Origin of the sequence: Streptomyces sp. NPDC091377, from assembly GCF_044757045.1 — a bacterium.
Classification (GTDB): domain Bacteria; phylum Actinomycetota; class Actinomycetes; order Streptomycetales; family Streptomycetaceae; genus Streptomyces.
The window spans coordinates 263,517-288,380 of the sequence record NZ_JBIVUE010000001.1 but is presented as its reverse complement, the minus strand read 5'-3'; the positions used below and the strand labels follow the sequence as shown (position 1 = coordinate 288,380).

Annotated in this window: 36 protein-coding genes; 1 reads left to right on the top strand and 35 read right to left on the bottom strand. The window is 66.7% G+C overall.

All coding sequences use genetic code 11. The features are described 5' to 3' along the window. Window positions 1-32 precede the first annotated feature (32 nt). Entirely contained in the window at window positions 33-2,063 is a 2,031-nt protein-coding gene (locus tag ACIQNG_RS01440; RefSeq protein ID WP_401482118.1) for an acyltransferase family protein, read from the top strand. Between the two features lie 19 nt (window positions 2,064-2,082). Here ACIQNG_RS01440 and truA read toward each other — a convergent pair whose 3' ends face one another. The 35 genes from truA to rpsL all read right to left on the bottom strand — a co-directional run bounded on the left by truA (window position 2,083) and on the right by rpsL (window position 24,716). Continuing rightward, on the bottom strand, window positions 2,083-2,928 hold the full coding sequence (truA, locus tag ACIQNG_RS01435) for a tRNA pseudouridine(38-40) synthase TruA (RefSeq protein WP_401436724.1): 846 nt from the start codon (window positions 2,926-2,928) through the stop codon (window positions 2,083-2,085). Window positions 2,929-3,074: 146 nt separating this feature from the next. Then, entirely contained in the window at window positions 3,075-3,584 is a 510-nt protein-coding gene (gene rplQ, locus ACIQNG_RS01430; protein WP_401436722.1) for a 50S ribosomal protein L17, read from the bottom strand. Between the two features lie 155 nt (window positions 3,585-3,739). Continuing rightward, entirely contained in the window at window positions 3,740-4,762 is a 1,023-nt protein-coding gene (locus ACIQNG_RS01425) for a DNA-directed RNA polymerase subunit alpha (RefSeq protein ID WP_161182732.1), read from the bottom strand. Window positions 4,763-4,878: 116 nt separating this feature from the next. Next, complete coding sequence (gene rpsK, locus ACIQNG_RS01420) at window positions 4,879-5,283, bottom strand: 30S ribosomal protein S11 (protein WP_003956432.1); 405 nt, start codon at window positions 5,281-5,283, stop codon at window positions 4,879-4,881. Between the two features lie 65 nt (window positions 5,284-5,348). Then, on the bottom strand, window positions 5,349-5,729 hold the full coding sequence (rpsM, locus tag ACIQNG_RS01415) for a 30S ribosomal protein S13 (RefSeq protein ID WP_401436719.1): 381 nt from the start codon (window positions 5,727-5,729) through the stop codon (window positions 5,349-5,351). Window positions 5,730-5,961: 232 nt separating this feature from the next. Next, the gene (gene rpmJ, locus ACIQNG_RS01410; protein ID WP_003974245.1) at window positions 5,962-6,075 is read right to left on the bottom strand and encodes a 50S ribosomal protein L36; all 114 of its coding nucleotides are present in this window, start codon (window positions 6,073-6,075) and stop codon (window positions 5,962-5,964) included. Window positions 6,076-6,145: 70 nt separating this feature from the next. After that, window positions 6,146-6,367, bottom strand: coding sequence for a translation initiation factor IF-1 (infA, locus tag ACIQNG_RS01405; RefSeq protein WP_003948620.1), 222 nt, complete (start codon window positions 6,365-6,367; stop codon window positions 6,146-6,148). 163 nt (window positions 6,368-6,530) lie between these two features. Then, a complete protein-coding gene (gene map / locus ACIQNG_RS01400; RefSeq protein ID WP_401436716.1) occupies window positions 6,531-7,367 on the bottom strand; it encodes a type I methionyl aminopeptidase in 837 nt (278 codons plus the stop codon). Window positions 7,368-7,573: 206 nt separating this feature from the next. After that, window positions 7,574-8,236 (bottom strand): adenylate kinase, encoded by a 663-nt coding sequence (locus ACIQNG_RS01395; protein ID WP_401436714.1) that lies wholly within the window; start codon window positions 8,234-8,236, stop codon window positions 7,574-7,576. Continuing rightward, a complete protein-coding gene (gene secY / locus ACIQNG_RS01390) occupies window positions 8,236-9,549 on the bottom strand; it encodes a preprotein translocase subunit SecY (RefSeq protein ID WP_401436711.1) in 1,314 nt (437 codons plus the stop codon). Before secY ends, ACIQNG_RS01395 begins: the two co-directional genes overlap by 1 nt. A 248-nt stretch (window positions 9,550-9,797) precedes the next feature. Further along, on the bottom strand, window positions 9,798-10,253 hold the full coding sequence (gene rplO, locus ACIQNG_RS01385) for a 50S ribosomal protein L15 (protein WP_401436709.1): 456 nt from the start codon (window positions 10,251-10,253) through the stop codon (window positions 9,798-9,800). Between the two features lie 2 nt (window positions 10,254-10,255). Further along, a complete protein-coding gene (gene rpmD, locus ACIQNG_RS01380; protein WP_006140898.1) occupies window positions 10,256-10,438 on the bottom strand; it encodes a 50S ribosomal protein L30 in 183 nt (60 codons plus the stop codon). 2 nt (window positions 10,439-10,440) lie between these two features. After that, a complete protein-coding gene (gene rpsE / locus ACIQNG_RS01375) occupies window positions 10,441-11,046 on the bottom strand; it encodes a 30S ribosomal protein S5 (protein ID WP_094054455.1) in 606 nt (201 codons plus the stop codon). A gap of 36 nt (window positions 11,047-11,082) precedes the next feature. After that, complete coding sequence (gene rplR / locus ACIQNG_RS01370; protein ID WP_401436706.1) at window positions 11,083-11,466, bottom strand: 50S ribosomal protein L18; 384 nt, start codon at window positions 11,464-11,466, stop codon at window positions 11,083-11,085. 3 nt (window positions 11,467-11,469) lie between these two features. Beyond that, the gene (gene rplF / locus ACIQNG_RS01365; protein ID WP_401436704.1) at window positions 11,470-12,009 is read right to left on the bottom strand and encodes a 50S ribosomal protein L6; all 540 of its coding nucleotides are present in this window, start codon (window positions 12,007-12,009) and stop codon (window positions 11,470-11,472) included. Between the two features lie 24 nt (window positions 12,010-12,033). Further along, window positions 12,034-12,432: a 30S ribosomal protein S8 gene (rpsH, locus tag ACIQNG_RS01360; protein ID WP_007384075.1), complete on the bottom strand. Its 399-nt coding sequence runs from the start codon at window positions 12,430-12,432 to the stop codon at window positions 12,034-12,036. 215 nt (window positions 12,433-12,647) lie between these two features. Beyond that, window positions 12,648-12,833: a type Z 30S ribosomal protein S14 gene (locus ACIQNG_RS01355; RefSeq protein WP_003956452.1), complete on the bottom strand. Its 186-nt coding sequence runs from the start codon at window positions 12,831-12,833 to the stop codon at window positions 12,648-12,650. Window positions 12,834-12,838: 5 nt separating this feature from the next. Beyond that, window positions 12,839-13,396, bottom strand: a complete 558-nt coding sequence (gene rplE / locus ACIQNG_RS01350; RefSeq protein WP_401436702.1) for a 50S ribosomal protein L5 — start codon at window positions 13,394-13,396, stop codon at window positions 12,839-12,841. Continuing rightward, on the bottom strand, window positions 13,396-13,719 hold the full coding sequence (gene rplX / locus ACIQNG_RS01345; protein WP_053674523.1) for a 50S ribosomal protein L24: 324 nt from the start codon (window positions 13,717-13,719) through the stop codon (window positions 13,396-13,398). Before rplX ends, rplE begins: the two co-directional genes overlap by 1 nt. A 2-nt stretch (window positions 13,720-13,721) precedes the next feature. After that, window positions 13,722-14,090, bottom strand: coding sequence for a 50S ribosomal protein L14 (gene rplN / locus ACIQNG_RS01340; protein WP_003992364.1), 369 nt, complete (start codon window positions 14,088-14,090; stop codon window positions 13,722-13,724). 116 nt (window positions 14,091-14,206) lie between these two features. After that, complete coding sequence (gene rpsQ / locus ACIQNG_RS01335) at window positions 14,207-14,491, bottom strand: 30S ribosomal protein S17 (RefSeq protein WP_401436699.1); 285 nt, start codon at window positions 14,489-14,491, stop codon at window positions 14,207-14,209. After that, window positions 14,491-14,715, bottom strand: coding sequence for a 50S ribosomal protein L29 (rpmC, locus tag ACIQNG_RS01330; RefSeq protein WP_023547377.1), 225 nt, complete (start codon window positions 14,713-14,715; stop codon window positions 14,491-14,493). The genes rpsQ and rpmC overlap by 1 nt, the downstream gene beginning before the upstream one ends. Continuing rightward, complete coding sequence (gene rplP, locus ACIQNG_RS01325; protein ID WP_190037507.1) at window positions 14,715-15,134, bottom strand: 50S ribosomal protein L16; 420 nt, start codon at window positions 15,132-15,134, stop codon at window positions 14,715-14,717. Before rplP ends, rpmC begins: the two co-directional genes overlap by 1 nt. A 5-nt stretch (window positions 15,135-15,139) precedes the next feature. Continuing rightward, the gene (gene rpsC, locus ACIQNG_RS01320) at window positions 15,140-15,958 is read right to left on the bottom strand and encodes a 30S ribosomal protein S3 (RefSeq protein WP_401436694.1); all 819 of its coding nucleotides are present in this window, start codon (window positions 15,956-15,958) and stop codon (window positions 15,140-15,142) included. Then, window positions 15,958-16,305, bottom strand: a complete 348-nt coding sequence (gene rplV / locus ACIQNG_RS01315) for a 50S ribosomal protein L22 (RefSeq protein WP_003974262.1) — start codon at window positions 16,303-16,305, stop codon at window positions 15,958-15,960. Before rplV ends, rpsC begins: the two co-directional genes overlap by 1 nt. A 41-nt stretch (window positions 16,306-16,346) precedes the next feature. After that, window positions 16,347-16,628 carry a 30S ribosomal protein S19 gene (gene rpsS, locus ACIQNG_RS01310; protein WP_003992359.1) on the bottom strand — a complete coding sequence of 94 codons (282 nt, stop codon included), beginning with the start codon at window positions 16,626-16,628 and terminating at the stop codon, window positions 16,347-16,349. Window positions 16,629-16,640: 12 nt separating this feature from the next. Beyond that, window positions 16,641-17,477: a 50S ribosomal protein L2 gene (gene rplB, locus ACIQNG_RS01305; protein WP_401436690.1), complete on the bottom strand. Its 837-nt coding sequence runs from the start codon at window positions 17,475-17,477 to the stop codon at window positions 16,641-16,643. Between the two features lie 51 nt (window positions 17,478-17,528). Continuing rightward, on the bottom strand, window positions 17,529-17,948 hold the full coding sequence (gene rplW, locus ACIQNG_RS01300) for a 50S ribosomal protein L23 (protein WP_355741585.1): 420 nt from the start codon (window positions 17,946-17,948) through the stop codon (window positions 17,529-17,531). Next, the gene (gene rplD, locus ACIQNG_RS01295; protein WP_401436688.1) at window positions 17,948-18,607 is read right to left on the bottom strand and encodes a 50S ribosomal protein L4; all 660 of its coding nucleotides are present in this window, start codon (window positions 18,605-18,607) and stop codon (window positions 17,948-17,950) included. The genes rplW and rplD overlap by 1 nt, the downstream gene beginning before the upstream one ends. An 8-nt stretch (window positions 18,608-18,615) precedes the next feature. Continuing rightward, window positions 18,616-19,260, bottom strand: coding sequence for a 50S ribosomal protein L3 (gene rplC, locus ACIQNG_RS01290; RefSeq protein ID WP_401436685.1), 645 nt, complete (start codon window positions 19,258-19,260; stop codon window positions 18,616-18,618). 17 nt (window positions 19,261-19,277) lie between these two features. Then, complete coding sequence (gene rpsJ, locus ACIQNG_RS01285) at window positions 19,278-19,586, bottom strand: 30S ribosomal protein S10 (protein ID WP_003948644.1); 309 nt, start codon at window positions 19,584-19,586, stop codon at window positions 19,278-19,280. A 767-nt stretch (window positions 19,587-20,353) separates the two neighbouring features. After that, entirely contained in the window at window positions 20,354-21,547 is a 1,194-nt protein-coding gene (gene tuf / locus ACIQNG_RS01280; protein WP_401436683.1) for an elongation factor Tu, read from the bottom strand. Between the two features lie 158 nt (window positions 21,548-21,705). Next, window positions 21,706-23,832 carry an elongation factor G gene (gene fusA / locus ACIQNG_RS01275; protein ID WP_401436680.1) on the bottom strand — a complete coding sequence of 709 codons (2,127 nt, stop codon included), beginning with the start codon at window positions 23,830-23,832 and terminating at the stop codon, window positions 21,706-21,708. Between the two features lie 39 nt (window positions 23,833-23,871). Next, entirely contained in the window at window positions 23,872-24,342 is a 471-nt protein-coding gene (gene rpsG / locus ACIQNG_RS01270) for a 30S ribosomal protein S7 (RefSeq protein ID WP_362749462.1), read from the bottom strand. A gap of 2 nt (window positions 24,343-24,344) precedes the next feature. After that, window positions 24,345-24,716, bottom strand: a complete 372-nt coding sequence (gene rpsL, locus ACIQNG_RS01265) for a 30S ribosomal protein S12 (RefSeq protein ID WP_007823146.1) — start codon at window positions 24,714-24,716, stop codon at window positions 24,345-24,347. Window positions 24,717-24,864 lie beyond the last annotated feature (148 nt).

Below are 24,864 nucleotides of genomic sequence, written 5' to 3'. Positions count from 1 at the left end.
GACCCGGCACTCAGTTCAGCTACTGGAGAAGCATGTCCCGCCATCGCACCACGGCCGTGCAGAGCGAACGTCTGCGCACGTACCGGCCCGACATCCAGGGCCTGCGCGCCATCGCCATCATGATGGTGGTCGCGATGCACTGCGGCATCCTCGACATCCACGGCGGCGTCGACGTCAGCTTCGTGCTGAGCGGCTTCCTCATCGGCGGCCAGCTCTTCGCCGAGATCGACAAGACCGGCAGGGTCTCCCTGAGCAAGTTCTGGGCCCGCCGCTTCCGCCGGCTGGCCCCCGGCATGGCGATCACCCTCATCGCCACCGCCGTACTGTCCTGGATCTACGTCAGTCCGTTCCGCTTCCGCGACTACATGTCCGACGGCCTCGCCGCCTCCGTCAGCCTGATCAACTGGCGGCTCGCCGAGAACGGCACCGACTACTTCGCCAACGACGGCAGCCAGTCCCCCTACCAGCACTTCTGGTCCCTGGGCATCGAGGAGCAGTTCTACGTCGTCGCCCCGCTCGTGCTGGTCGCGATGGTCTGGCTCAGCCGCCTGATCTTCCGCAACCGCGCCCTGGTGGTCGTCTTCCTGATGGCGGTGATCGCCGGTTCCTTCTACCTCGGCTACTCACAGACCGAGACCAACCAGCCCATGGCGTACTTCAGCACCCCCAGCCGTATCTGGGAGATCGCCTTCGGTGTGCTGCTCGCCCTCGCCGCCCCGCTGCTGTCCCGGATGAACCCCGGCTTCGCCGCCGTCCTGTCCTGGCTGGGCCTGGCCACCATCCTGGTCACCGGCATGATGATCACCGCCGAGACCCCGCTGCCCGGCTACGCGGTGGCCGGCCCGCTGCTCGGCGCCGCCGCGGTCATCGCCGGCGGCTGCGCCAACCCGACCTTCGGCGCGGAGAAGATCCTCGACAACCCGGTGTTCAACTTCATCGGCAACGTCAGCTACGGCTGGTTCCTCTGGCACTGGCCGCTGCTGATCCTGTGGCCCAGCATCATCGAGCGGGAGTTCACCTACCAGGACCGGCTGCGGGTCGCCGTCCTCTCCCTCCTGGTGGCCGTCGCCACGCACTACCTGATCGAGAAGAAGTTCCGCGAGAGCGTGCGCATCGCCATCAGCCCCTGGCGCGGAGTCGCCACCGGCGGCGCGCTGATGGCCTCCACCGTCGCCGCCATGGCCCTCGCCCTGCACATCGTGCCGCTCAACCTCTCCGTCGGCACCTCCACGGCCGCCGCCGCCTCCGGATTCGACGGCACCGAGTCCGTGAAGACCGCCGTGGCCGAACGGACCAACCCCAAGCTCAGCCAGAAGTCCCTGCTCAGCGCGCCGGACGATCGCGGTGACCACGGCTGCATCGACGATCTGCTGATCAAGAGCTACGACCAGCGCGACGACTGTGTCATCGGCGACAAGACCGCGGACCGGACCATGGTCGTCCTCGGCGACTCGCACGCCTTCCAGTGGGGCAACACCTTCCACAAGCTCGGCAAGGAACTGAACGTCAAGGTCGTCACCGTCATCAAGAGCGGCTGCCCGGCCCTGGAGTACACCGTCACCCGGGAGGACCTCGGCCGCGAGTACACCGAGTGCGGTCTCTGGCGCACCTCCGCCCTCGCCGCCATCGAGAAGATCGAGCCCGACGTCGTCGTGGTCACCAACCGCGCCCAGGAGACCGCCACCCGTGAGGGCGCCCGCACGACCTTCGACACCCTCAAGGACACCGGCGCCGAGCTGGTCTATCTGACGGACACCCCCTACCCCGACTTCAACGTTCCCGACTGCCTGGCCAAGAACTCCAAGGGCCTGTCCGCGTGCAGCCCCCGCTCCGAGCGCGTCATCGACCGCACCGAGACCCGTGCCATGGAACGCGGGGTGGCCGAGGAGCACGGCGCGACGGTCATCGACACCATCCCCGCGTTCTGCGCCGACGGCTACTGCCCGGCCGTCATCGGGGGCAAGGTCGTCTACTGGGACTACAGCCACATGTCCGGCACCTACGCCGAGTCGCTGGCCCCGTTCCTGCGCCCGACCTTCGAAGAGGTCCTGGACAAGAAGTAGGCACCGGCGGGTGCGGGGCTCAGTGCACCGCGCCCCGTACCCGCCGCGCCTCCCGCTGCCGCTCCCCCAGCAGTGGATCCGCCGGATAGGCGACCTCCTCCAGCGTCAGCCCGTGCGGGCGCACCACATGTACCGCGCTGTCCCGCACCCCCGCGTCCAGCACCTTCCGCGGCCACTGCACCCCCCGGTGCCCGTCGCCCACGAACAGCAGCGCGCCGACCATCGACCGCACCTGGTTGTGGCAGAACGCGTCGGCCCGCACCTCGATCTCGACCACCCCCTGACCGGTCCGCCGCACCCCGAAGTCGAGGATCTCCCGGACGGTCGAGGCGCCCTCCCGCTTCTTCGCGTAGGCGGCGAAGTCGTGCTCCCCCACCAGCGACCGGGCGGCGGCGTCCATCACGTCCACGTCCAGCGGCCAGTCGTGCCAGAGCACATGGTTGCGCAGCAGCGGGTCGACACCCCCCGGCCGGTCCCCCACCCGGTACACATAGCGCCGCCACAGCGCGGCGAACCGGGCGTCGAACCCGTCGGCCGCCTCGGTCGCCCGCCACACCCGCACATCCCTGGGCAGCCGCCCGGCGAGCCGCTTCAGCAGCTTCTCCCGCTGCTCGGCCCAGACCTCCACCGGCAGATCGACATGCGCCACCTGCCCCCGGGCGTGCACCCCGGCGTCGGTCCGCCCGGCGACGGTCAGCTCGTACACCGTGTCCCCGGCCCGGGTGACGGTCCGCAGCGCGTCCTCGACCTCCCCCTGCACGGTCCGCTGCCCCCCGGCCTGCTTGGCCCACCCGTGGAAGCCGGTTCCGTCGTACGAAAGATCGAGCCGGATCCGCACAGACCCGGCCGGCACGTCATGACTCACGCAAGGATCCTCTCAGGTACAGAAAAAGCGGGCCCGCTCCCGGGAAGGGAACGGACCCGCCAACGCCCTCGTCTCCGGGGCGCGGGGTCCGAGCGACCGGCCACCGCGAAACCGCGGACGCCGGTCACTCGGACCCCGGCGGACGCCTAGGCGTCCTTGGACTCCGCGTCGGCCGGCTTGGCGTCCTCGACGGCCTCGTCGGACGGGGCCTCGACGGCCTCGTCCTTCTTCAGGACGTCTTCCTTGACGGCACGCTTGGTGGCGGCCTCGGCCTCGCCGGTCGCCTCCTGCGCCACGGTCAGCGCCTCCACCAGCTCGATGACAGCCATGGGCGCGTTGTCGCCACGGCGGTTACCGATCTTGGTGATACGGGTGTAGCCACCCGGGCGGTTCTCGTAGCGCGGGCCGATCTCGGTGAAGAGCGTGTGCACGATGCTCTTGTCCGTGATCACCTGGAGCACCTGACGGCGGTTGTGAAGGTCGCCCTTCTTCGCCTTGGTGACCAGACGCTCGGCGTACGGGCGCAGGCGGCGGGCCTTCGCCTCGGTGGTGGTGATGCGGCCGTGCTCGAAGAGCGCCTTCGCGAGGTTCGCGAGGAGCAGCTTCTCGTGCGCGGCACTGCCGCCCAGACGGGCACCCTTGGTGGGCTTCGGCATGGTGTATCTCCTGTGTGTCTGCCCCGGCCGTATCAGGTACCAGAGTCAGTATCCGAGCAGACGGCCGTCTGTCGGAGATCCGGGAGCGGCCCCGAGGGGGATGCTCCCGGAAGGGGCGCGGGACCGCTGCGTCGAGCGGCCCCGCCGTGGAGCGCTCAGTACTGCTCGGTCTCCACGAAGCCCGCGTCCGCGTCGTCGTCCGCGCCGAAGGCGTCGGCGGCGGCGGTCGGGTCGAATCCGGGCGGGCTGTCCTTGAGGGCCAGGCCCATGCCGGCCAGCTTCGCCTTGACCTCGTCGATGGACTTCGCACCGAAGTTGCGGATGTCCAGGAGGTCGGCCTCGGAGCGCGCGACCAGCTCACCCACGGAGTGGATGCCCTCACGCTTGAGGCAGTTGTACGACCGGACGGTCAGCTCCAGCTCCTCGATCGGCAGCGCCAGATCGGCGGCCAGGGCGGCGTCCGTCGGCGACGGGCCCATGTCGATGCCCTCGGCGTCGATGTTCAGCTCGCGGGCGAGACCGAACAGCTCGACCAGCGTCTTGCCCGCGGAGGCCATGGCGTCCCGGGGACGCATCGCCTGCTTGGTCTCGACGTCCACGATCAGCTTGTCGAAGTCGGTGCGCTGCTCGACACGGGTCGCCTCGACCTTGTACGTGACCTTGAGCACCGGCGAGTAGATGGAGTCGACCGGGATACGGCCGATCTCCTGGCCGACCTGCTTGTTCTGCACGGCGGAGACATAGCCGCGGCCACGCTCGACCGTCAGCTCCATCTCCAGCTTGCCCTTGCCGTTGAGGGTGGCGAGGACGAGGTCGGGGTTGTGGACCTCGACACCGGCCGGCGGCGCGATGTCGGCGGCGGTGACCAGACCCGGACCCTGCTTGCGCAGGTACATCACGACAGGCTCGTCGTGCTCCGAGGAGACGACCAGCTGCTTGATGTTGAGGATCATGTCCGTGACGTCTTCCTTGACGCCCGGCACGGTGGTGAACTCGTGCAGGACGCCGTCGACCCGGATGCTGGTGACAGCCGCACCGGGGATCGAGGACAGGAGCGTACGGCGCAGGGAGTTGCCGAGGGTGTAGCCGAAGCCCGGCTCCAGCGGCTCGATCACGAACCGGGAGCGGAATTCGTCGACGACCTCTTCGGTCAACGAGGGACGCTGAGCGATCAGCATGGTGTCGAATCCTTCAGTCAGGGGCGCCCGCTATTTGACGCCCGACTTGTACTGCAAGGGTACGGGCGGCACGGCCCTGGTGAGCCGTACCGCCCGCGAAACCCTGAAAAGCGAGGTCAGACGCGACGACGCTTCGGCGGACGGCAGCCGTTGTGCGGGGTCGGGGTGACGTCCTGGATGGAGCCGACCTCAAGACCCGTGGCCTGGAGGGAGCGGATCGCGGTCTCACGACCGGAACCCGGACCCTTCACGAACACGTCGACCTTGCGCATGCCGTGCTCCTGGGCGCGGCGGGCGGCCGACTCGGCGGCCATCTGCGCGGCGAACGGCGTGGACTTCCGGGAGCCCTTGAAGCCGACATGGCCGGCGGAGGCCCAGGAGATCACATTGCCGGACGGGTCCGTGATCGAGACGATGGTGTTGTTGAACGTGCTCTTGATGTGCGCGTGGCCGTGAGCGACGTTCTTCTTTTCCTTGCGGCGCACCTTCTTGGCAGCGCCCTGACGACCCTTGGGGGGCATCTGTACTCCTACGGGAGGTGGTCGGTCCTACAGCGAAGACCGCTGGACGGCGAGTCCGCTGCGGACTACTTCTTGCCCGGCTTCTTCTTGCCGGCGATGGCGCGACGCGGGCCCTTGCGGGTGCGGGCGTTGGTGCTGGTGCGCTGACCGCGGACGGGCAGCCCACGACGGTGACGCAGACCCTGGTAGCAGCCGATCTCGACCTTGCGGCGGATGTCGGCCTGGATCTCGCGACGGAGGTCACCCTCGGTCTTGATGTTGTTGTCCACGTACTCGCGGATCGCGACGAGCTGCTCCTCGGAGAGCTCGCGGACGCGGGTGTCGGGGTCGACGCCGGTCGCTGCCAGCGTCTCCTGGGAGAGGGTCCGGCCGATGCCGAACACGTAGGTGAGGGCGACCTCCACGCGCTTGTCGCGCGGGATGTCAACACCGGAAACGCGTGCCATTCAATGGCTCCTGGTGATCTTCGGAGGTCTTCCGCAGAACCGGATCCCAGCCGCCGGCCTCTTCGCTCGCGAAGATCGCGAGGAACGCGAAGATTTGGTACGGACTGGGTCCCCGGCCTCCGAACCGGGGGTGTCGAGCCGGTGCGAATCGGCTCGGGTCCTGCGTATGAACATATTCAGCTCGCGTCGCGCGAAGTCTCTGCGATTCGAGGCAGAGGGATGGATCCGGCGATCAGCCCTGGCGCTGCTTGTGGCGCGGGTTGTCGCAGATGACCATGACCCGGCCGTGACGGCGGATCACCCTGCACTTGTCGCAGATCTTCTTGACGCTCGGCTTGACCTTCATGGGATGTGAGGTTCTCCGGGTCAGTTGCCGGCGGCCCCGTGCGAGACAGCACACGGGACGTGGGCAAGATCTACTTGTATCGGTAGACGATCCGGCCACGCGTCAGGTCGTAAGGAGACAGCTCCACCACGACCCGGTCGTCAGGGAGGATGCGGATGTAGTGCATACGCATCTTTCCGCTGATGTGTGCCAGCACCTGGTGGCCGTTCTGGAGCTCGACCTTGAACATCGCGTTCGGCAGAGACTCGACGACAGTGCCCTCGATCTCGATGGCACCTTGCTTCTTGGCCACGCTTCGCCCTTCGAATCGACTACCTTGATCGACTCAGCGCATGCGCCGCAGGGCAACGCCTACGGGCATGCAGACATGCGGATGCACGAGAGCCGACGAGTCAGTCTACGTCAAGCACACCCGGAAAGACGAATCGCAGGAGTCTGCCCGCATGCGGAGATCCTTATGCGAGCGGATCCGGCGCGGCCGTGATCCCGTGTTCGGCGAGCTTGGCCCGGCCGCCGTCGGGGGCGGTCAGCACCAGCGGGCCCTGCTCGGTCAGGGCGACCGAGTGCTCCCAGTGCGAGGACCAGGTCCCGTCGGTCGTGATGACCGTCCAGTCGTCCTCCAGCACCTTGGTCCTCGCGGTGCCCAGCGACACCATGGGCTCGATGGCCAGGCAGAAGCCCGTGACCAGCTTGGGCCCCTTCCCCCGGCGCCGGTCCACATAGTTCAGCAGGTGCGGGTCCATGTGCATCTGGGTGCCGATGCCGTGCCCGCCGTAGTCCTCGATGATCCCGTACCGCCCGCCGCCGGGCTTGGGCTGGCGGCGGATGTACGTCTCGATGGCCCGGGAGAGGTCCACCAGCCGCGCGCCCTGCTTCATGGCGGCGATCCCGGCCCACATGGACTCCTCGGTCACCCGGCTCAGCTCGACCAGCTCCGGAGCGTGACCGGATCCCACGAAGGCGGTGAAGGCCGCGTCCCCGTGCCAGCCGTCCACGACGGCACCGGCGTCGACGGAGATGATGTCCCCGTCCTTGAGCACGACCTCGTCGGACGGGATGCCATGGACCACGACCTCGTTCGCGGAGGTGCAGATGGTGGCGGGGAAACCGCCGTACCCGAGGAAGTTCGAGGTCGCGTTGTGCTCGGCCAGCACCTTGCGCGCCACCTGGTCCAGATCCCGGGTGGTCGCGCCCGGCACCGCCGCCTCCCGGGTGGCCGCGTGGATGGCGGCGACGACCAGCCCGGCTTCACGCATCTTGGCGATCTGCTCGGCGTTCTTGATCTGCACCATGAAAACGACGGCCTTTCTTGACCGGGAGAGAAGGACTGCGGGGGAAGGACTGCGAGGGAAAGACTGCGGGGGAAGGGCTGCGAGAGAAGGACTGCGAGGGAAAGACTGCGTCCATCGTACGTACGGAGCCGTGGCCACCGCACACATCGGCCGCGGCCCCCTTCACCAGGGAACCGCGGCCCATGCCGCCGTACAGACGGGAAGAACTACTGGGGGGCGCTCTCGCGCTTCAGCGCCTCCAGCGCACGGGCGGTGATCTCCTCCACCGCGCCCATCGCCGAGATCGTCACCACCAGACCCTGGGTCTTGTAGTAGTCGATGATCGGCTCGGTCTGGGTGTGGTAGACCTCCAGCCGCTTGCGGACGGTGTCCTCGGAGTCGTCGTCGCGCTGGTACAGCTCACCGCCGCAGATGTCGCAGACACCCTCGACGGCGGGCTTGTTGTACGTCTCGTGGAACACATGCGCCGAGTCGTTGCGGCAGATGCGCCGGCCGGCGATCCGCTTGACGACCTCGTCCTCCGGCGCCTCCAGGTCGAGCACGGCGTCCAGCGTGATGCCCTCGGTGGTGAGCAGCTCGTCCAGCGCCTCCGCCTGCGAGACATTGCGCGGGAATCCGTCGAGCAGGAAGCCGTTCTCGGCGTCCGGCTGCTCCATACGGTCCTTGGCCATCGCGATGGTCACCTCGTCCGGAACGAGATTGCCGGCGTCCATGTAGGACTTCGCGAGTTTACCCAGCTCGGTCTGCTTGCTGATGTTGGCGCGGAACAGGTCACCGGTGGAGATGTGCGGCACTCGCAACGTCTCGGCAAGACGGGTCGCCTGCGTACCTTTACCAGCGCCCGGCGGCCCGACGAGGACGATTCGCATCAGCGGAGGAACCCTTCGTAATTGCGCTGCTGGAGCTGGCTCTCGATCTGCTTCACCGTCTCAAGACCGACACCCACGATGATCAGGATGCTGGTCCCGCCGAACGGGAAGTTCTGGTTTGCCCCGAAACCGGCCAACGCCATTGTCGGCACGAGAGCGATCAGACCCAAATACAGCGAGCCCGGCCAGGTGATCCGGTTGAGTACGTAACTCAGATACTCAGCGGTCGGTCGGCCAGCCCGGATGCCCGGGATGAAACCACCATACTTCTTCATGTTGTCGGCAACTTCTTCGGGGTTGAACGTGATGGCCACGTAGAAGAAGGCGAAGAACACGATCAACAGGAAGTAAGTGGCGATGTAGTACGGATGGTCACCCTTGACGAGGTGCGCCTCGATCCAGCTCTTCCAGCCGGAGGTGCCGCTGGAGAACTGCGCGATCAGGGCCGGGATGTAGAGCAGCGACGAGGCGAAGATGACGGGGATGACACCCGCCTGGTTCACCTTGAGGGGGATGTACGTCGAGGTCCCGCCGTAGGAGCGGCGGCCGATCATGCGCTTCGCGTACTGCACCGGGATGCGGCGCTGGGCCTGCTCGACGAAGACCACCAGGCCGACCATGAAGAGGCCGACGAGGATGACCGTGCCGAACTCGATCCAGCCGTCGGCCAGCGAGCCCTGCTGCTTGATGGCCCACAGGGCGGACGGGAAGGTGGCGGCGATCGAGATGAACATCAGGATCGACATGCCGTTGCCGATGCCGCGGTCGGTCACCAGCTCACCGAGCCACATGACGACGGCCGTGCCGGCGGTCATGGTGATGACCATGGTGATGGTCACGAAGATGGACTGGTCCGGAACGATCTCGCTGGCGACGTTGCAGCCGCTGAAGAGCGCGCCGGAGCGGGCGGTGGCGACCAGGCCGGTGCCCTGGAGCACGGCGAGGGCGACGGTCAGATAGCGGGTGTACTGCGTGATCTTCGCCGTACCGGCCTGACCCTCCTTCTTGAGGGCCTCCAACCGGGGGATCACCACCGTCAGCAGCTGGAGGATGATGCTCGCCGTGATGTACGGCATGATGCCGAGCGCGAAGATCGTGATCTGCAGCAGCGCGCCGCCGCTGAACATGTTCACCAGACCGAACAGACCCTGATTGGCGCTGGCCTGGTCGAGACAGGTCTGCACGTTGCGATAGTCGACACCCGGGATCGGAATGTGCGTACCGATCCGGTAGATCACGATGATGCCGAGCGTGAAGAGCAGCTTCTTGCGCAGGTCGGGCGTCTTGAACGCCCGGGCGAACGCGGTGAGCACGGTGCCTCCTGCGACCCCCGCGCGTCTGCGTCAAGGGTGACGGTCTTGAGAGTCCAATACGACAACGACTTATGAACGGCCAACCGCCGCTCAGGGTGCCCCCCGGGGAGGGCGGCACCCCGCGAAAGTGGGCAGCGTAGGCCACCTTACCGGCGACACCGCCACCCAAGGAACGACCAACCGGGGATACCCCATATGTGGGGTATCCCCGGTCGGGATCGCTCAAGTCATCAAGACGCCTGAGGTGTTCAGACGAGCTCGGTGACGGTGCCGCCGGCGGCGGCGATCTTCTCCTTGGCGGACCCGGAGACGGCGTCGACCGTCACCTGGAGCGCCACGGAGATCTCGCCCTGGCCGAGGACCTTGACGAGGCTGTTCTTGCGAACGGCACCCTTGGCCACCAGACCCTCGACGGTCACCTCGCCACCCTCGGGGTAGAGCGCGGCGAGCTTGTCGAGGTTCACGACCTGGTACTCGGTCTTGAACGGGTTCTTGAAGCCCTTCAGCTTCGGGAGACGCATGTGGAGGGGCATCTGGCCACCCTCGAAGCGCTCCGGAACCTGGTAGCGGGCCTTGGTGCCCTTCGTACCACGACCGGCCGTCTTACCCTTCGACGCCTCACCACGACCCACACGGGTCTTGGCGGTCTTGGCGCCCGGGGCGGGACGGAGGTTGTGGATCTTCAGCGGGTTGTGCTCCGCCATGATCAGTCGACCTCCTCGACCGACACGAGGTGGCGGACGGTGTGCACCATGCCGCGGAACTCGGGGCGGTCCTCCTTGACGACCTGCGTGTTGATCCCCTTGAGACCAAGGGAACGCAGGGTGTCACGGTGGTTCTGCTTGCTGCCGATGTAGGACTTGACCTGCGTGATCTTGAGCTGCGCCATGATCACACACCCGCCCCGGCACGTGCGCGCAGCAGAGCCGCGGGGGCGACGTCCTCCAGCGGCAGACCACGGCGGGCCGCGATCTCCTCCGGACGCTGCAGGCCCTTGAGGGCCGCCACGGTGGCGTGCACGATGTTGATCGCGTTGTCGGAGCCGAGCGACTTCGACAGCACGTCGTGGATACCGGCGCACTCCAGCACGGCGCGCACCGGACCACCGGCGATCACGCCGGTACCGGGGGACGCGGGCTTGAGCAGTACGACGCCGGCAGCCTTCTCACCCTGGATGGGGTGCGGGATGGTGCCCTGGATACGGGGGACCTTGAAGAAGTGCTTCTTGGCCTCCTCCACACCCTTGGCGATGGCGGCCGGCACCTCCTTGGCCTTGCCGTAACCGACACCCACGGTGCCGTCACCGTCACCCACCACGACCAGCGCGGTGAAGCTGAAGCGACGACCACCCTTCACAACCTTGGCGACGCGGTTGATCGCGACAACGCGCTCAACGTACGCGGTCTTCTCGGCGGCAGCAGCGCCGCCGTCACGGCCCTTCCGGTCCCGCCGCTCGCCGCCACCGGCACCGCTTCCGCGGCGCTGGGGTCCAGCCATTGGATTACCTCTCTCTTTCCGCTAGCTACAAGCGGCTCAGAACTTGAGCCCGGCCTCGCGGGCGGCGTCCGCCAGGGCGGCGATGCGCCCGGCGTACTGGTTACCACCACGGTCGAACACGACGGCCTCCACACCGGCGGCCTTGGCCCGCTCGGCGACGAGGGCGCCGACCTGCTTGGCGTGGGTGGACTTGTCGCCCTCCGCACCGCGGATCGAGCTGTCCAGCGTGGACGCCGATGCCAGGGTGTGGCCCTTCAGGTCGTCGATCACCTGCGCCACGATGTGGCGGTTGGAACGGGTCACGACCAGACGGGGGCGCTCCGCCGTACCGTTGATCCGCTTGCGGATCCGGATGTGACGGCGCTTGATCGCGGCGCGCTTGTAGGCGTCGCCCTTGAGGATCTTCTGCCCGTATGCCATGGCTTACTTACCCGCCTTTCCGACCTTGCGGCGGATGACTTCGCCCTCGTACTTGACGCCCTTGGCCTTGTACGGGTCGGGCTTGCGCAGCTTGCGGATGTTGGCCGCGACCTCGCCGACCTTCTGCTTGTCGATGCCCTCGACCGAGAAACGGGTCGGAGCCTCGACCTTGAAGGAGATGCCCTCGGGGGCCTCGACCAGGATCGGGTGGCTGTAACCGAGCGCGAACTCCAGGTTCGAGCCCTTGGCGGCCACGCGGTAACCGACACCGCTGATTTCGAGCTTCTTCACGTAACCCTGGGTCACGCCGGTGATCATGTTCGCCACCAGCGTGCGGGACAGGCCGTGCAGGGCCTTGCTCTGACGCTCGTCGTTGGGGCGTGACACCACGAGGGTGCCGTCCTCGCCCTTGGCGACGTCGATCGGCGCGGCAACGGTGTGGGTCAGTTCGCCCTTGGGCCCCTTGACCTTGACCGTACGGCCGTCGATGGTGACGTCCACGCCGGCGGGAACCGTGATGGGGAGCTTGCCAATACGCGACATAGCTGTTTCCTCCGTTCCCTTCCGTTACCAGACGTAGGCGAGGACTTCCCCGCCCACGCCCTTCTTGCCGGCCTGCTTGTCGGTGAGGAGCCCGTGCGACGTGGAGATGATCGCCACGCCGAGGCCGCCCAGCACCTTCGGCAGGTTGGTGGACTTCGCATACACCCGGAGACCGGGCTTGGAGATCCGCTTGATGCCCGCGATGGAGCGCTCACGGTTGGGGCCGAACTTCAGCTCCAGGACGAGGTTCTTGCCGACCTCGGCGTCCTCGACCTTCCAGCCCGTGATGAAGCCCTCCTGCTGGAGGATCTCCGCGATGTGAGACTTGATCTTCGACGCCGGCATCGTCACGGAGTCGTGGTATGCCGAGTTCGCGTTCCGCAGACGCGTCAGCATGTCTGCGATCGGATCAGTCATGGTCATGAAGTGGCCTGTGGCCTTTCTCGCCGGGGTTTCCTATATGCGCCATCCCTCTCCCCGTACTTTGGAGACGGGACGGGTGCGGCGCGGGGACCTACGGCGTAGTAAGTCGTTCAGGGCGGCAGAGGCCCAACCCTCCTAGCCTAAGCCATCGAAGGAGGGGCCTCCGCCGTCCCGGTTGCTTACCGAGAGGTCCAGGTGTCCCAGAAAAGCAGGGACTACCAGGAGCTCTTGGTCACGCCCGGCAGCTCGCCACGGTGAGCCATCTCACGAAGGCACACGCGGCACAGGCCGAACTTGCGGTACACGGAGTGCGGACGACCGCAGCGCTGGCAGCGGGTGTACGCACGCACGCCGAACTTGGGCTTGCGAGCAGCCTTTGCGATCAGAGCCTTCTTCGCCATCTCGCTCACGCCTCCTTGAACGGGAAGCCGAGGTGACGAAGGAGCGCACGGCCCTCAGCGTCGTTGGTCGCCGTGGTGACCACGGTGATGTCCATACCCCGGACACGGTCGATCTTGTCCTGGTCGATCTCGTGGAACATGACCTGCTCCGTGAGACCGAAGGTGTAGTTGCCACGGCCGTCGAACTGCTTGGGGGACAGACCACGGAAGTCGCGGATGCGCGGCAGCGCGAGCGACAGGGTGCGGTCCAGGAACTCCCACATGCGGTCGCCACGGAGCGTGACGTGGGCACCGATCGGCTGTCCCTCACGCAGCTTGAACTGCGCGATGGACTTGCGGGCCTTGGTGACGGCCGGCTTCTGACCGGTGATGGTGGTCAGGTCGCGGATCGCGCCCTCGATCAGCTTCGAGTCACGGGCGGCGTCGCCGACACCCATGTTGACCACGATCTTGACGAGGCCGGGAACCTGCATGACGTTCTCGTAGCTGAACTCGTCACGCAGCTTGCCCGCGATCTCCTCGCGGTACTTCGTCTTGAGACGCGGAGTGGTGGTGGTAGCCATCAGATGTCCTCACCCGTCCGCTTGGCAACGCGGATCTTGTTGCCCTCGTCGTCGAAGCGGTAACCGACTCGCGTGACGACCTTGTTGCCGTCCTTCTCCACGACCAGCTGAACGTTGGACACGTGGATCGGGGCCTCGGTCGTCACGATGCCACCGGCCTGCGACCCACGAGCGGTGGGACCGGCCTTGGTGTGCTTCTTGACCCGGTTGACACCCTCGACCAGGACGCGCTCGTCACGCGGGTAAGCGGCAATGACCTTGCCCTGCTTGCCCTTGTCCTTGCCGGTGATGACCTGGACCAGGTCGCCCTTCTTGATCTTCATGCTTACAGCACCTCCGGCGCGAGCGAGATGATCTTCATGAACTTCTTCTCGCGCAGCTCACGGCCGACCGGGCCGAAGATACGGGTGCCACGAGGGTCGCCGTCGTTCTTGAGAATGACAGCGGCGTTCTCGTCGAAGCGGATGTACGAGCCGTCCGGACGGCGACGCTCCTTGACGGTGCGAACGATGACCGCCTTGATGACGTCACCCTTCTTCACGTTGCCACCGGGGATCGCGTCCTTGACGGTGGCGACGATGACGTCACCGATGCCCGCGTAGCGGCGACCGGAGCCACCGAGCACACGGATGCAAAGGATCTCCTTCGCGCCCGTGTTGTCGGCGACACGCAGCCGCGACTCCTGCTGGATCACGTCTATCTCCTGGTTGTCTGCCGGTTCCCGGCAGGGGCTTCCCGTACGTTCCCGTACGGGGTGCGGCCCCTGCCGAGCCTGGCGGAACGATGCCTAGGGGGTCCCCCTAGGAGGGATTACTTGGCCTTCTCGAGGATCTCGACGACGCGCCAGCGCTTGGTCGCCGACAGCGGACGGGTCTCCATGAGGAGGACCCGGTCGCCGATGCCCGCGGCGTTGGCCTCGTCGTGCGCCTTGAGCTTGTTCGTACGGCGGATGACCTTGCCGTACAGCGCGTGCTTGACGCGGTCCTCGACGGCGACGACGACGGTCTTGTCCATCTTGTCGCTGACGACGAGACCCTCACGGGTCTTGCGGAAGCCGCGCGCCGCTGCGTTCTCAGTCACATTGTTCTCGCTCATCAGGCGTTCTCCACCGTTTCGATGCCCAGCTCACGCTCGCGCATCAGGGTGTAGATCCGCGCGATGTCCTTGCGGACCGCCTTCAGACGGCCATGGTTCTCAAGCTGACCCGTCGCCGCCTGGAAGCGGAGGTTGAACAGCTCTTCCTTGGCCTCGCGGAGCTTCGCGAGAAGCTCCTCGTTGCCCAGCTCGCGCAGCTCGGACGCCTTGGTGCCGACCGACATCACGCTTCACCTGCCTCGCGCTTGACGATCCGGCACTTCATCGGCAGCTTGTGGGCCGCGCGGGTCAGCGCCTCACGGGCGATCTTCTCGTTGGGGTAGGACAGCTCGAACATGACCCGACCCGGGTGCACGTTCGCGACCCACCACTCCGGAGAACCCTTACCGGAACCCATGCGGGTCTCGGCCGGCTTCTTCGTGAGCGGACGGTCCGGGTAGATGTTGATCCAGACCTTGCCACCACGCTTGATGTGGCGGGTCATGGCGATACGGGCCGCCTCGATCTGGCGGTTGGTCACATACGCCGGCGTGAGGGCCTGGATGCCGTACTCGCCGAACGCGACCGTCGTACCGCCCTTGGCCTGACCACGGCGCTTCGGGTGGTGCTGCTTGCGGTGCTTGACCCTACGGGGGATCAGCATGTCGGTCAGGCCTCCGTTCCGGTGCTCTCAGCCGGAGCGGCGGGGGCCTCGGCCTTGGGGGCCTCGGCACCGGCAGCCTGCTGCGGCTTACGACCGCGCCGCTCGCCACCGCGGCCACCACGGGCCGGGCGGTCGGCACCGCCACGCGCCGGGCGGTTGCCCGCACGGGCGGCGGCGTTCTCGGCGCGGACCTCGGCGATGTTCTTGACGTCGCCCTTGTAGATCCAGACCTTCACACCGATACGGCCGAAGGTCGTCTTGGCCTCGAAGAAGCCGTAGTCCACGTTCGCGCGGAGCGTGTGCAGGGGCACCCGGCCCTCGCGGTAGAACTCCGAGCGGGACATCTCGGCGCCGCCGAGACGGCCACCGCACTGGATCTTGATGCCCTTGGCGCCCGCCTTCATCGCCGACTGCATGCTCTTGCGCATGGCACGGCGGAAGGAGACACGGGAGGACAGCTGCTCGGCGACGGCCTGGGCCACGAGCTGCGCATCGGTCTCGGGGTTCTTGACCTCGAGGATGTTCAGCTGGACCTGCTTGCCCGTCAGCTTCTCCAGCTGACCGCGGATCTTGTCGGCCTCGGCGCCGCGGCGGCCGATGACGATGCCCGGACGCGCGGTGTGGATGTCGACCCGGACGCGGTCACGGGTGCGCTCGATCTCCACCTTGGAGATACCGGCGCGCTCCATGCCGGACGTCAGCATCCGGCGGATGGCGACGTCTTCCTTGACGTAGTCCTTGTACAGCTTGTCGGCGTACCAACGCGACTTGAAGTCGGTCGTGATACCGAGCCGGAACCCGTGCGGGTTTACCTTCTGGCCCATTACCGGGTTCCTTCCTTGCTGCTGACGACCACGGTGATGTGGCTGGTCCGCTTGCGGATCCGGTAGGCGCGACCCTGGGCGCGCGGCCGGAACCGCTTCAGGGTCGGGCCCTCGTCGACGTACGCCTCGGAGATGAAGAGGCTGTCGGCGTCGGTGTGGTCGTAGTTGTGCGCGGCGTTGGCGATGGCGCTGTCCAGCACCTTGCCGACCGGCACGCTCGCGGCCTGCGGGGCGAAACGCAGGACCGCCTGAGCCTCCGTGGCATCCATGCCACGGATGAGGTCCACCACACGGCGGGCCTTCATGGGCGTGACGCGGATGTACCGCGCCTGGGCCCTGGCTTCCATGGTTGTCCCTTCGGTGTTTGTCATGGTCGTTTGCACCCCGCCTAGCGGCGCTTCGACTTCCGGTCGTCCTTGACGTGGCCCCGGAAGGTGCGGGTCGGCGAGAACTCGCCGAGCTTGTGGCCGACCATCGACTCGGTGACGAACACCGGAATGTGGGTCTTGCCGTTGTGCACCGCGAGCGTGTGGCCGAGCATGGCCGGCACGATCATGGAGCGACGGGACCAGGTCTTGATGACGTTTTTGGTACCGGCTTCGTTCTGGGCGTCCACCTTCTTGATCAGGTGGTCGTCGACGAAGGGTCCCTTCTTCAAGCTACGAGGCATCTCAACCCGTCCTTAGCGCTTCTTGTTCGTCTTGCGGCGGCGGACGATGTACTTGCTCGACGCCTTCTTGGGCGAGCGAGTACGGCCTTCCTTCTTGCCCCACGGGGACACGGGGTGGCGGCCACCGGAGGTCCGGCCCTCACCACCACCGTGCGGGTGGTCGACCGGGTTCATGACGACACCGCGGACGGTCGGGCGAACGCCCAGCCACCGCTTGCGGCCCGCCTTGCCCCAGTTGATGTTCGACTGCTCGGCGTTGCCGACCTCGCCGACGGTGGCGCGGCAGCGCACGTCGACCAGGCGGATCTCTCCGGACGGCATGCGCAGGTGGGCCATCGAGCCCTCCTTCGCGAGCAGCTGCACGGAGGTACCGGCGGAGCGGGCGAACTTGGCACCGCCACCGGGACGGAGCTCGATCGCGTGGATCGTGGTACCGACCGGGATGTTGCGCAGGGCCAGGTTGTTGCCCGGCTTGATGTCGGCGCCCGGGCCGTTCTCGACGCGGTCGCCCTGCCCGAGGCCGCGCGGCGCGAGGATGTAGCGCTTCTCGCCGTCGGCGTAGTGCAGCAGCGCGATGCGCGCGGTGCGGTTGGGGTCGTACTCGATGTGCGCGACCTTCGCCGGCACGCCGTCCTTGTCGTGCCGACGGAAGTCGATCACACGGAAGGCGCGCTTGTGTCCGCCACCCTGGTGGCGAACGGTCACACGACCGGAGTTGTTACGGCCACCCTTGCTGTGCAGGGGGCGAACCAGCGACTTCTCCGGCGTGGACCGCGTGACCTCGACGAAGTCGGCGACGCTGGCGCCACGACGGCCAGGAGTCGTCGGCTTGTACTTGCGGATTCCCATTGTCTCTCAGTCCTCGGAAGATTTCCGAAATCTGGACGTTCCGGACCTCCCTCAGGAGGTCGGACCGCCGAAGATGTCGATACGGTCGCCCTCGGCAAGGGTCACGATCGCGCGCTTGGTGGCGGCACGCTGGCCGAAACCGGTACGGGTCCGCTTGCGCTTGCCGACGCGGTTGATCGTGTTGACCCCGGTGACCTTGACCTCGAAGACCGCCTCGACGGCCTGCTTGATCTGGGTCTTGTTGGAGCGCGGGTCGACGATGAACGTGTACTTGTTCTCGTCGAGGAGCGCGTAGCTCTTCTCGGAGACGACCGGCTTGAGCAGCACGTCACGGGGGTCCGTGTACGACTTGCTCAGCGGCGTCTCGACGGTGTTCTTGCCCTCGGCGGCGTGGCGGCGCGCCTTGGCGACGCGAGCGGCCTTGGCTGCCTTGGCTGCCTTCGAGGCGATGGAGGGGTGGCGCGTGGCCATCAGACCTCGCTCCCTTCGGTGTCGTTGGCCTTGTTCGGGCCGGCGACGAAGGACTCGAAAGCGGCCTGGGTGAAGACCACGTCGTCCGAGACGATCACGTCGTACGTGTTCAGCTGGCCCGGCTCCAGGATGTGGACCTGGGGCAGGTTGCGGGCGGACAGCCACGCGGCCTCGTCGGCGCGCTCGACGACCAGGAGCAGGTTCTTGCGCTCCGAGATCTTGCCGAACAGGCTCTTCGCGGCCTTGGTGGAGGGGGTCTCGCCCTCGATCACGCCGGTGACGACGTGGATACGCTCGGCGCGCGCCCGGTCGGTGAGGGCGTGCCGCAGGGCGGCGGCCTTCATCTTCTTCGGGGTGCGCTGCGAGTAGTCGCGCGGCACGGGACCGTGCACGACGCCACCACCGGCGAACTGCGGCGCGCGGGTCGAGCCCTGACGGGCGCGGCCGGTGCCCTTCTGGCGGTACGGCTTGCGGCCACCGCCACGGACTTCGCCGCGGGTCTTGGTCTTGTGGGTGCCCTGGCGGGCAGCCGCGTTCTGCGCGACGACGACCTGGTGGATCAGCGGGATGCTGACCTTCTCCACGCCGAAGATCTCCGCGGGGAGTTCGACGCTACCGGTCTTCTCGCCGGCAGGCGAAAGGATGTCAACAGTGCTCATCGGTTACCTCAGGCCCCCTTGGCCGCGGTGCGGACCAGGACGAGGCCGCCGTTCGGACCGGGAACCGCGCCCTTGATGAGCAGCAGACCCTTCTCCGCGTCAACGGCGTGGACGGTCAGGTTCTGGGTGGTGACCCGCTCGTTGCCCATGCGACCCGCCATGCGGAGGCCCTTGAACACACGGCCCGGGGTGGCGCAGCCACCGATGGAACCGGGAGAGCGGTGCTTGCGCTGGGTGCCGTGTCCGGCGCCGAGGCCACGGAAGTTGTGGCGCTTCATGACACCGGCGAAGCCCTTGCCCTTGCTCTTGCCGGTGACGTCGACCTTGGTGCCGGCCTCGAAGACCTCGGCGGTGACTTCCTGGCCGAGAAGGTACTCGGCGGCGTCAGCGGTCCGGATCTCGACGAGGTGACGACGGGGGGTGACGTCGGCCTTGGCGAAGTGGCCCTTGAGGGGCTTGTTCACCTTGCGCGGGTCGATCTCGCCGAAGGCGAGCTGGACGGACTCGTAGCCGTCGACGTCGTTGGTGCGTACCTGGGTGACGACATTGGGCCCGGCCTTGACGACGGTGACGGGAACAACACGGTTGTTCTCGTCCCACACCTGCGTCATGCCGAGCTTCTCGCCCAGGATGCCCTTGATCTGCTTAGCCATCTCTCAGATCACCGGCCTCAGAGCTTGATCTCGATGTCGACACCGGCCGGGAGGTCGAGTCGCATCAGGGAGTCAACGGTCTTGGGCGTCGGGTCGAGGATGTCGATCAGGCGCTTGTGCGTGCGCATCTCGAAGTGCTCGCGCGAGTCCTTGTACTTGTGCGGCGACTTGATGACGCAGTACACGTTCTTCTCAGTGGGCAGCGGCACCGGGCCCGCGACCGACGCACCAGTTCGGGTCACCGTCTCGACGATCTTCTTCGCCGAGGAGTCGATGACCTCGTGGTCGTAGGCCTTGAGCCGAATGCGGATCTTCTGTCCCGCCATGGCTACTCAGTAGTCCTGTCTCTTCTCACGCTCTGGAACCCGGCGTTCCAACCACTGTGTCTCCGACCCACGCGGTCGGGCGTGTCGCGTTCCCGCTGACACAGATGTCCCTACTCCGAACATCCCTGCGGGATTGCACACGGCCCAACGGAACCGCGAGCCGGGGACCGAACGGCCCACCGGGTGCCTGGTCGGTGCCGCGCTCACACTTCCCGGAAGATTCCCGTACGTCCAACCCACGTGGGGTTGACGAGTACTGTGGGACTCGCTTCCGGTCCTCCCGGCGGGAGGCGCGCAGCATCAACACTCGACCGAGCAACTCCGACAGTCTGCCATATGGGCCAGGCGGGACGCCAATCGAGCCGGAGAGAATACCCCGGGAGTGACCGAGGTCAAACACGGGTGCCAGAGGGCCGCACCCACCGGACCGCGGAATCCAGCCCCCGCTTCAGAGCGTCCCGGCACTCGCCCGCCTCGCCCGTCCCGCCCGTCCGGGCCGCCTCGCCCGCCTCGGAGGCTCGCCGAGCGCCTGGAGCCGCCTTCCCGGGACAGCGCGCCCGTCCCCGGGCCCCCACGGCCACGCCCGTCCCCGGGGCCCCCAACCGCCCGTCCGTGGGCCGACATGCCCGTCTGAGGCCCCACGGGCCCGTGGGGCCCCACGACCCCACGACCGCACGAAGAAGGGGCCTGTACGACCGAAGTCGTACAGGCCCCTTCAGGGCTCGCGGTGGAGCTACCGGGTCAGCAGACCCTCAAGTGGGGTGAACCTACTTGAGGATCTTGGTGACCTGGCCGGCGCCGACGGTCCGGCCACCCTCACGGATGGCGAACTTCAGGCCCTCCTCCATGGCGATGGGCTGGATCAGCTCAACGCGCATGTCGGTGTTGTCGCCCGGCATGACCATCTCGGTGCCCTCGGGGAGGTGCACGACGCCGGTCACGTCCGTGGTACGGAAGTAGAACTGCGGGCGGTAGTTGTTGAAGAACGGGGTGTGACGGCCACCCTCGTCCTTCGACAGGATGTAGGCCGTGGCCTCGAACTCGGTGTGCGGGGTGACCGAACCCGGCTTGATGATGACCTGGCCGCGCTCGACGTCCTCGCGCTTGACACCACGAAGCAGCAGACCGACGTTCTCACCGGCCTGACCCTCGTCGAGCAGCTTGCGGAACATCTCGATACCGGTGACCGTGGTGGTGGTCTTCTCGGTGTGGATGCCGATGATGTCGACGGTCTCGTTGACCTTCAGGACACCACGCTCGATACGGCCGGTGACGACCGTACCGCGACCGGTGATCGTGAAGACGTCCTCGACGGGCATGAGGAACGGCTTGTCGATGTCACGCTCCGGCTGCGGGATCGACTCGTCGACAGCCTTCATCAGGCCGAGGACGGAGTCCACCCACTCCTGCTCGCCCTCAAGGGCCTTCAGGGCGGAGACCTTGACGACCGGCAGGTCGTCGCCCGGGAACTCGTACTCGGTGAGGAGCTCACGGACCTCGAGCTCGACGAGCTCCAGGATCTCCTCGTCGTCCACCATGTCGGCCTTGTTCAGGGCGACGACGATGTAGGGGACGCCGACCTGGCGGGCCAGGAGCACGTGCTCCTTGGTCTGCGGCATCGGGCCGTCGGTGGCGGCGACCACCAGGATCGCGCCGTCCATCTGCGCGGCACCGGTGATCATGTTCTTGATGTAGTCCGCGTGACCCGGGCAGTCGACGTGGGCGTAGTGACGCGCCTCGGTCTGGTACTCGACGTGCGCGATGGAGATGGTGATACCGCGCTGACGCTCCTCGGGCGCCTTGTCGATGTTGTCGAACGGGGTGGCCTCGTTCAGGTCCGGGTACGCGTCGTGCAGCACCTTGGTAATGGCGGCCGTGAGGGTCGTCTTACCGTGGTCGATGTGACCGATGGTGCCGATGTTGACGTGCGGCTTAGTCCGCTCGAACTTCGCCTTCGCCACTGGGGTCCTCCTGTGGAGTGGTTCTGTACGCCTTACTTCATCGGCGCCAGGTGATCTTTGCTGAAATGGCCCGGATCCCGGGGGCATTCCGTCCGCGTTCACGGTGGAATGCCCCTTGAGGCTCCGGAGTCAAGCCTACGGCGTGTGCACGGAGTGCGTTACTCGCCCTTGGCCTTCGCGATGATCTCCTCGGCGACGTTCCGCGGAACCTCGGCGTAGGAGTCGAACTGCATCGAGTAGCTCGCGCGACCCGACGTCTTGCTGCGGAGGTCGCCGACGTAGCCGAACATCTCCGACAGGGGCACGAGGCCCTTGACGACGCGGGCACCGGCCCGCTCCTCCATGGCCTGGATCTGGCCACGGCGGGAGTTGATGTCACCGATGACATCGCCCATGTAGTCCTCGGGCGTGGTGACCTCGACGGCCATCATCGGCTCCAGCAGCACGGGGGCGGCCCTGCGGGCGGCCTCCTTGAACGCCTGCGAACCGGCGATCTTGAAGGCCAGCTCCGAGGAGTCGACCTCGTGGTAGGCGCCGTCGAGCAGCGTGACACGGACGCCGGTCATCTCGTAACCGGCGAGGATGCCGAACTGCATGGCCTCCTGGGCACCGGCGTCGACCGAAGGGATGTACTCCTTCGGGATACGGCCACCGGTGACCTTGTTCAGGAACTCGTACGACGTGTCGCCGCCCTCGATCGGCTCGATCGCGATGATCACGCGAGCGAACTGGCCGGTGCCACCCGTCTGCTTCTTGTGGGTGAACTCGACCTTCTCGACCGACTTGCGGATGGTCTCGCGGTACGCGACCTGCGGCTTGCCGACGTTGGCCTCGACCTTGAACTCACGGCGCATCCGGTCGACCAGCACCTCAAGGTGCAGTTCGCCCATGCCGCCGATGATGGTCTGGCCGGTCTCCTCGTCCGAGTGGACCTGGAAGGACGGGTCCTCCTCGGCCAGGCGCTGGATCGCGACGCCGAGCTTCTCCTGGTCGCCCTTCGACTTGGGCTCGATGGCGACCTGGATGACCGGCGCCGGGAAGTCCATGGACTCCAGGATGACCGGGTTCTTGTCGTCGGAGAGCGTCTCACCGGTGGTGGTCTGCTTCAGACCCATGACGGCGACGATGTCGCCGGCGCCCACCGAGTCGATCTCCTCACGCTTGTTGGCGTGCATCCGGTAGATCTTGCCGATGCGCTCCTTGCGGCCCTTGACGGAGTTCAGCACCGCGGTGCCGGACTCCAGGCGGCCGGAGTACACCCGGACGAAGGTGAGCTTGCCGAGGTGCGGGTCGCTCATGATCTTGAACGCCAGCGCGGCCAGCGGCTCCTCGTCGGACGGGCGACGCTGGATGACCTTCTCCGGGTCCTTGACGTCGTGGCCCTCGATGGCCTCGACGTCCAGGGGGGACGGCAGGAAGCGCACGACCGCGTCGAGCAGGGGCTGCACACCCTTGTTCTTGAAAGCGGTACCACAGAACACCGGGGTGACGGTGGTGCCGTCGCCCTTGCCGGAGGCGATGGTGATGCGGCGGATCGCCGCGTACAGCTGCTCCACGGTGGGCTCCTGGCCCTCCAGGTACAGCTCCATCAGCTCTTCGTCGTTCTCCGCAACGGCTTCGAGCAGCTTGCCGCGCCACTCCTCGGCCGCCTCGGCGTGAGTGTCCGGGATGTCGACAATGTCGTACATCTCGCCCTTGGTGGCCTCTGCGGACCACACGAAGGCCTTCATCGTCACCAGGTCGACGACACCCTTGAAGTCCGCCTCGGCGCCGATCGGCAGCTGCATGACCAGCGGCTGAGCACCCAGACGGTCGGTGATCATGTCGACGCAGCGGTGGAACTCGGCACCGGTACGGTCGAGCTTGTTGACGAAGCAGATACGCGGAACGCCGTAGCGGTCCGCCTGACGCCACACCGTCTCGGACTGCGGCTCAACGCCGGCGACGCCGTCGAACACCGTCACGGCACCGTCGAGCACCCGCAGGGACCGCTCCACCTCGACGGTGAAGTCGACGTGCCCGGGGGTGTCGATGATGTTGATGGTGTGGTCGACGTCTTCCAGCGGCCAGTGACAGGTGGTGGCAGCAGAGGTGATCGTGATGCCACGCTCCTGCTCCTGCTCCATCCAGTCCATGGTGGCAGCGCCGTCGTGGACCTCACCGATCTTGTAGGAAACGCCGGTGTAGAACAGGATCCGCTCGGTGGTGGTCGTCTTGCCCGCGTCGATGTGGGCCATGATGCCGATGTTGCGCACCCTGGCCAGGTCAAGCGAAGTGGTAGCCATAAGGCTTCAGTCTTCTCTCGGTCTCGATGTGGACTGCGACTACCAGCGGTAGTGCGCGAAGGCCTTGTTGGACTCGGCCATCTTGTGCGTGTCCTCACGCTTCTTCACAGCGGCACCCAGGCCGTTGGAGGCGTCGAGGAGCTCGTTGAGCAGACGCTCGGTCATGGTCTTCTCGCGACGGGCGCGGGAGTAACCGACCAGCCAGCGCAGCGCCAGGGTGCTGGCACGGCCGGGCTTGACCTCGACCGGCACCTGGTAGGTGGCGCCACCGACACGGCGGGACTTGACCTCAAGCGTCGGCTTGATGTTTTCGAGGGCGCGCTTGAGCGTGATGACCGGGTCGTTGCCGGTCTTGTCGCGCAGCCCTTCCATGGCGCCGTAGACGATGCGCTCGGCGGTGGAGCGCTTGCCGTTCAGCAGCACCTTGTTGATCAGGGAGGTCACCAGAGGGGAGCCGTAGACCGGGTCGATGATGACCGGGCGCTTCGGGGCGGGGCCCTTACGAGGCATTCTTACTTCTCCTTCTTGGCGCCGTAGCGGCTGCGGGCCTGCTTGCGGTTCTTGACACCCTGGGTGTCGAGCGAACCTCGGATGATCTTGTAGCGAACACCCGGCAGGTCCTTCACACGGCCACCACGCACGAGCACGATGGAGTGCTCCTGCAGGTTGTGTCCCTCACCCGGAATGTAAGCGGTGACCTCGATCCCGCTGGTCAGACGCACACGCGCGACCTTACGCAGGGCCGAGTTCGGCTTCTTCGGGGTGGTCGTGAACACACGCGTGCAGACGCCGCGGCGCTGGGGCGAACCGTCCAGTGCGGGCGTCTTGTTCTTCTCGACCTTGTCCTGCCGGCCCTTGCGGACCAGCTGCTGGATCGTAGGCACTACTTCTCCGGTTTCTGTGTGCCGAAAGGTACAGCTAACCTGGAACATCGCCGACCCACGCGGTCGGGTGTGTCGAATCCCGCAGACTCCCGCCGTAAGGCGGAAAGGGCGCAGATTACGGTGGCCGCTCACGGCTCGCCATGCGGTT

Bases quoted from the DNA above. Each gene is read 5' to 3' on its own strand.
- rpsC (WP_401436694.1), bottom strand. From the start codon at position 15,958: ATGGGCCAGAAGGTAAACCCGCACGGGTTCCGGCTCGGTATCACGACC.
- rplO (WP_401436709.1), bottom strand. From the start codon at position 10,253: ATGGCGGAGCACAACCCGCTGAAGATCCACAACCTCCGTCCCGCCCCG.
- rpsM (WP_401436719.1), bottom strand. From the start codon at position 5,729: ATGGCACGCGTTTCCGGTGTTGACATCCCGCGCGACAAGCGCGTGGAG.
- rplX (WP_053674523.1), bottom strand. From the start codon at position 13,719: ATGAAGATCAAGAAGGGCGACCTGGTCCAGGTCATCACCGGCAAGGAC.
- ACIQNG_RS01440 (WP_401482118.1), top strand. From the start codon at position 33: ATGTCCCGCCATCGCACCACGGCCGTGCAGAGCGAACGTCTGCGCACG.
- rpsJ (WP_003948644.1), bottom strand. From the start codon at position 19,586: ATGGCGGGACAGAAGATCCGCATTCGGCTCAAGGCCTACGACCACGAG.
- rpmC (WP_023547377.1), bottom strand. From the start codon at position 14,715: ATGTCGGTCGGCACCAAGGCGTCCGAGCTGCGCGAGCTGGGCAACGAG.
- rplF (WP_401436704.1), bottom strand. From the start codon at position 12,009: ATGTCGCGTATTGGCAAGCTCCCCATCACGGTTCCCGCCGGCGTGGAC.
- rplC (WP_401436685.1), bottom strand. From the start codon at position 19,260: ATGGCTAAGCAGATCAAGGGCATCCTGGGCGAGAAGCTCGGCATGACG.
- rplP (WP_190037507.1), bottom strand. From the start codon at position 15,134: ATGCTGATCCCCCGTAGGGTCAAGCACCGCAAGCAGCACCACCCGAAG.
- rplR (WP_401436706.1), bottom strand. From the start codon at position 11,466: ATGGCATACGGGCAGAAGATCCTCAAGGGCGACGCCTACAAGCGCGCC.
- ACIQNG_RS01355 (WP_003956452.1), bottom strand. From the start codon at position 12,833: ATGGCGAAGAAGGCTCTGATCGCAAAGGCTGCTCGCAAGCCCAAGTTC.
- rpmD (WP_006140898.1), bottom strand. From the start codon at position 10,438: ATGGCGCAGCTCAAGATCACGCAGGTCAAGTCCTACATCGGCAGCAAG.
- rpsQ (WP_401436699.1), bottom strand. From the start codon at position 14,491: ATGAGCGAGAACAATGTGACTGAGAACGCAGCGGCGCGCGGCTTCCGC.
- rpsG (WP_362749462.1), bottom strand. From the start codon at position 24,342: ATGCCTCGTAAGGGCCCCGCCCCGAAGCGCCCGGTCATCATCGACCCG.
- rpsE (WP_094054455.1), bottom strand. From the start codon at position 11,046: ATGGCTGGACCCCAGCGCCGCGGAAGCGGTGCCGGTGGCGGCGAGCGG.
- fusA (WP_401436680.1), bottom strand. From the start codon at position 23,832: ATGGCTACCACTTCGCTTGACCTGGCCAGGGTGCGCAACATCGGCATC.
- rplQ (WP_401436722.1), bottom strand. From the start codon at position 3,584: ATGCCGAAGCCCACCAAGGGTGCCCGTCTGGGCGGCAGTGCCGCGCAC.
- rplB (WP_401436690.1), bottom strand. From the start codon at position 17,477: ATGGGAATCCGCAAGTACAAGCCGACGACTCCTGGCCGTCGTGGCGCC.
- rpsS (WP_003992359.1), bottom strand. From the start codon at position 16,628: ATGCCTCGTAGCTTGAAGAAGGGACCCTTCGTCGACGACCACCTGATC.
- ACIQNG_RS01425 (WP_161182732.1), bottom strand. From the start codon at position 4,762: ATGCTGATCGCTCAGCGTCCCTCGTTGACCGAAGAGGTCGTCGACGAA.
- rplE (WP_401436702.1), bottom strand. From the start codon at position 13,396: ATGGCTACCACCACCACTCCGCGTCTCAAGACGAAGTACCGCGAGGAG.
- map (WP_401436716.1), bottom strand. From the start codon at position 7,367: ATGGTGCAGATCAAGAACGCCGAGCAGATCGCCAAGATGCGTGAAGCC.
- rpsK (WP_003956432.1), bottom strand. From the start codon at position 5,283: ATGCCCCCCAAGGGTCGTCAGGGCGCTGCCAAGAAGGTGCGCCGCAAG.
- rplW (WP_355741585.1), bottom strand. From the start codon at position 17,948: ATGGCCACGCGCCACCCCTCCATCGCCTCGAAGGCAGCCAAGGCAGCC.
- rpmJ (WP_003974245.1), bottom strand. From the start codon at position 6,075: ATGAAGGTCAAGCCGAGCGTCAAGAAGATCTGCGACAAGTGCAGGGTG.
- rplD (WP_401436688.1), bottom strand. From the start codon at position 18,607: ATGAGCACTGTTGACATCCTTTCGCCTGCCGGCGAGAAGACCGGTAGC.
- rplV (WP_003974262.1), bottom strand. From the start codon at position 16,305: ATGGAAGCCAGGGCCCAGGCGCGGTACATCCGCGTCACGCCCATGAAG.
- rpsH (WP_007384075.1), bottom strand. From the start codon at position 12,432: ATGACCATGACTGATCCGATCGCAGACATGCTGACGCGTCTGCGGAAC.
- ACIQNG_RS01395 (WP_401436714.1), bottom strand. From the start codon at position 8,236: ATGCGAATCGTCCTCGTCGGGCCGCCGGGCGCTGGTAAAGGTACGCAG.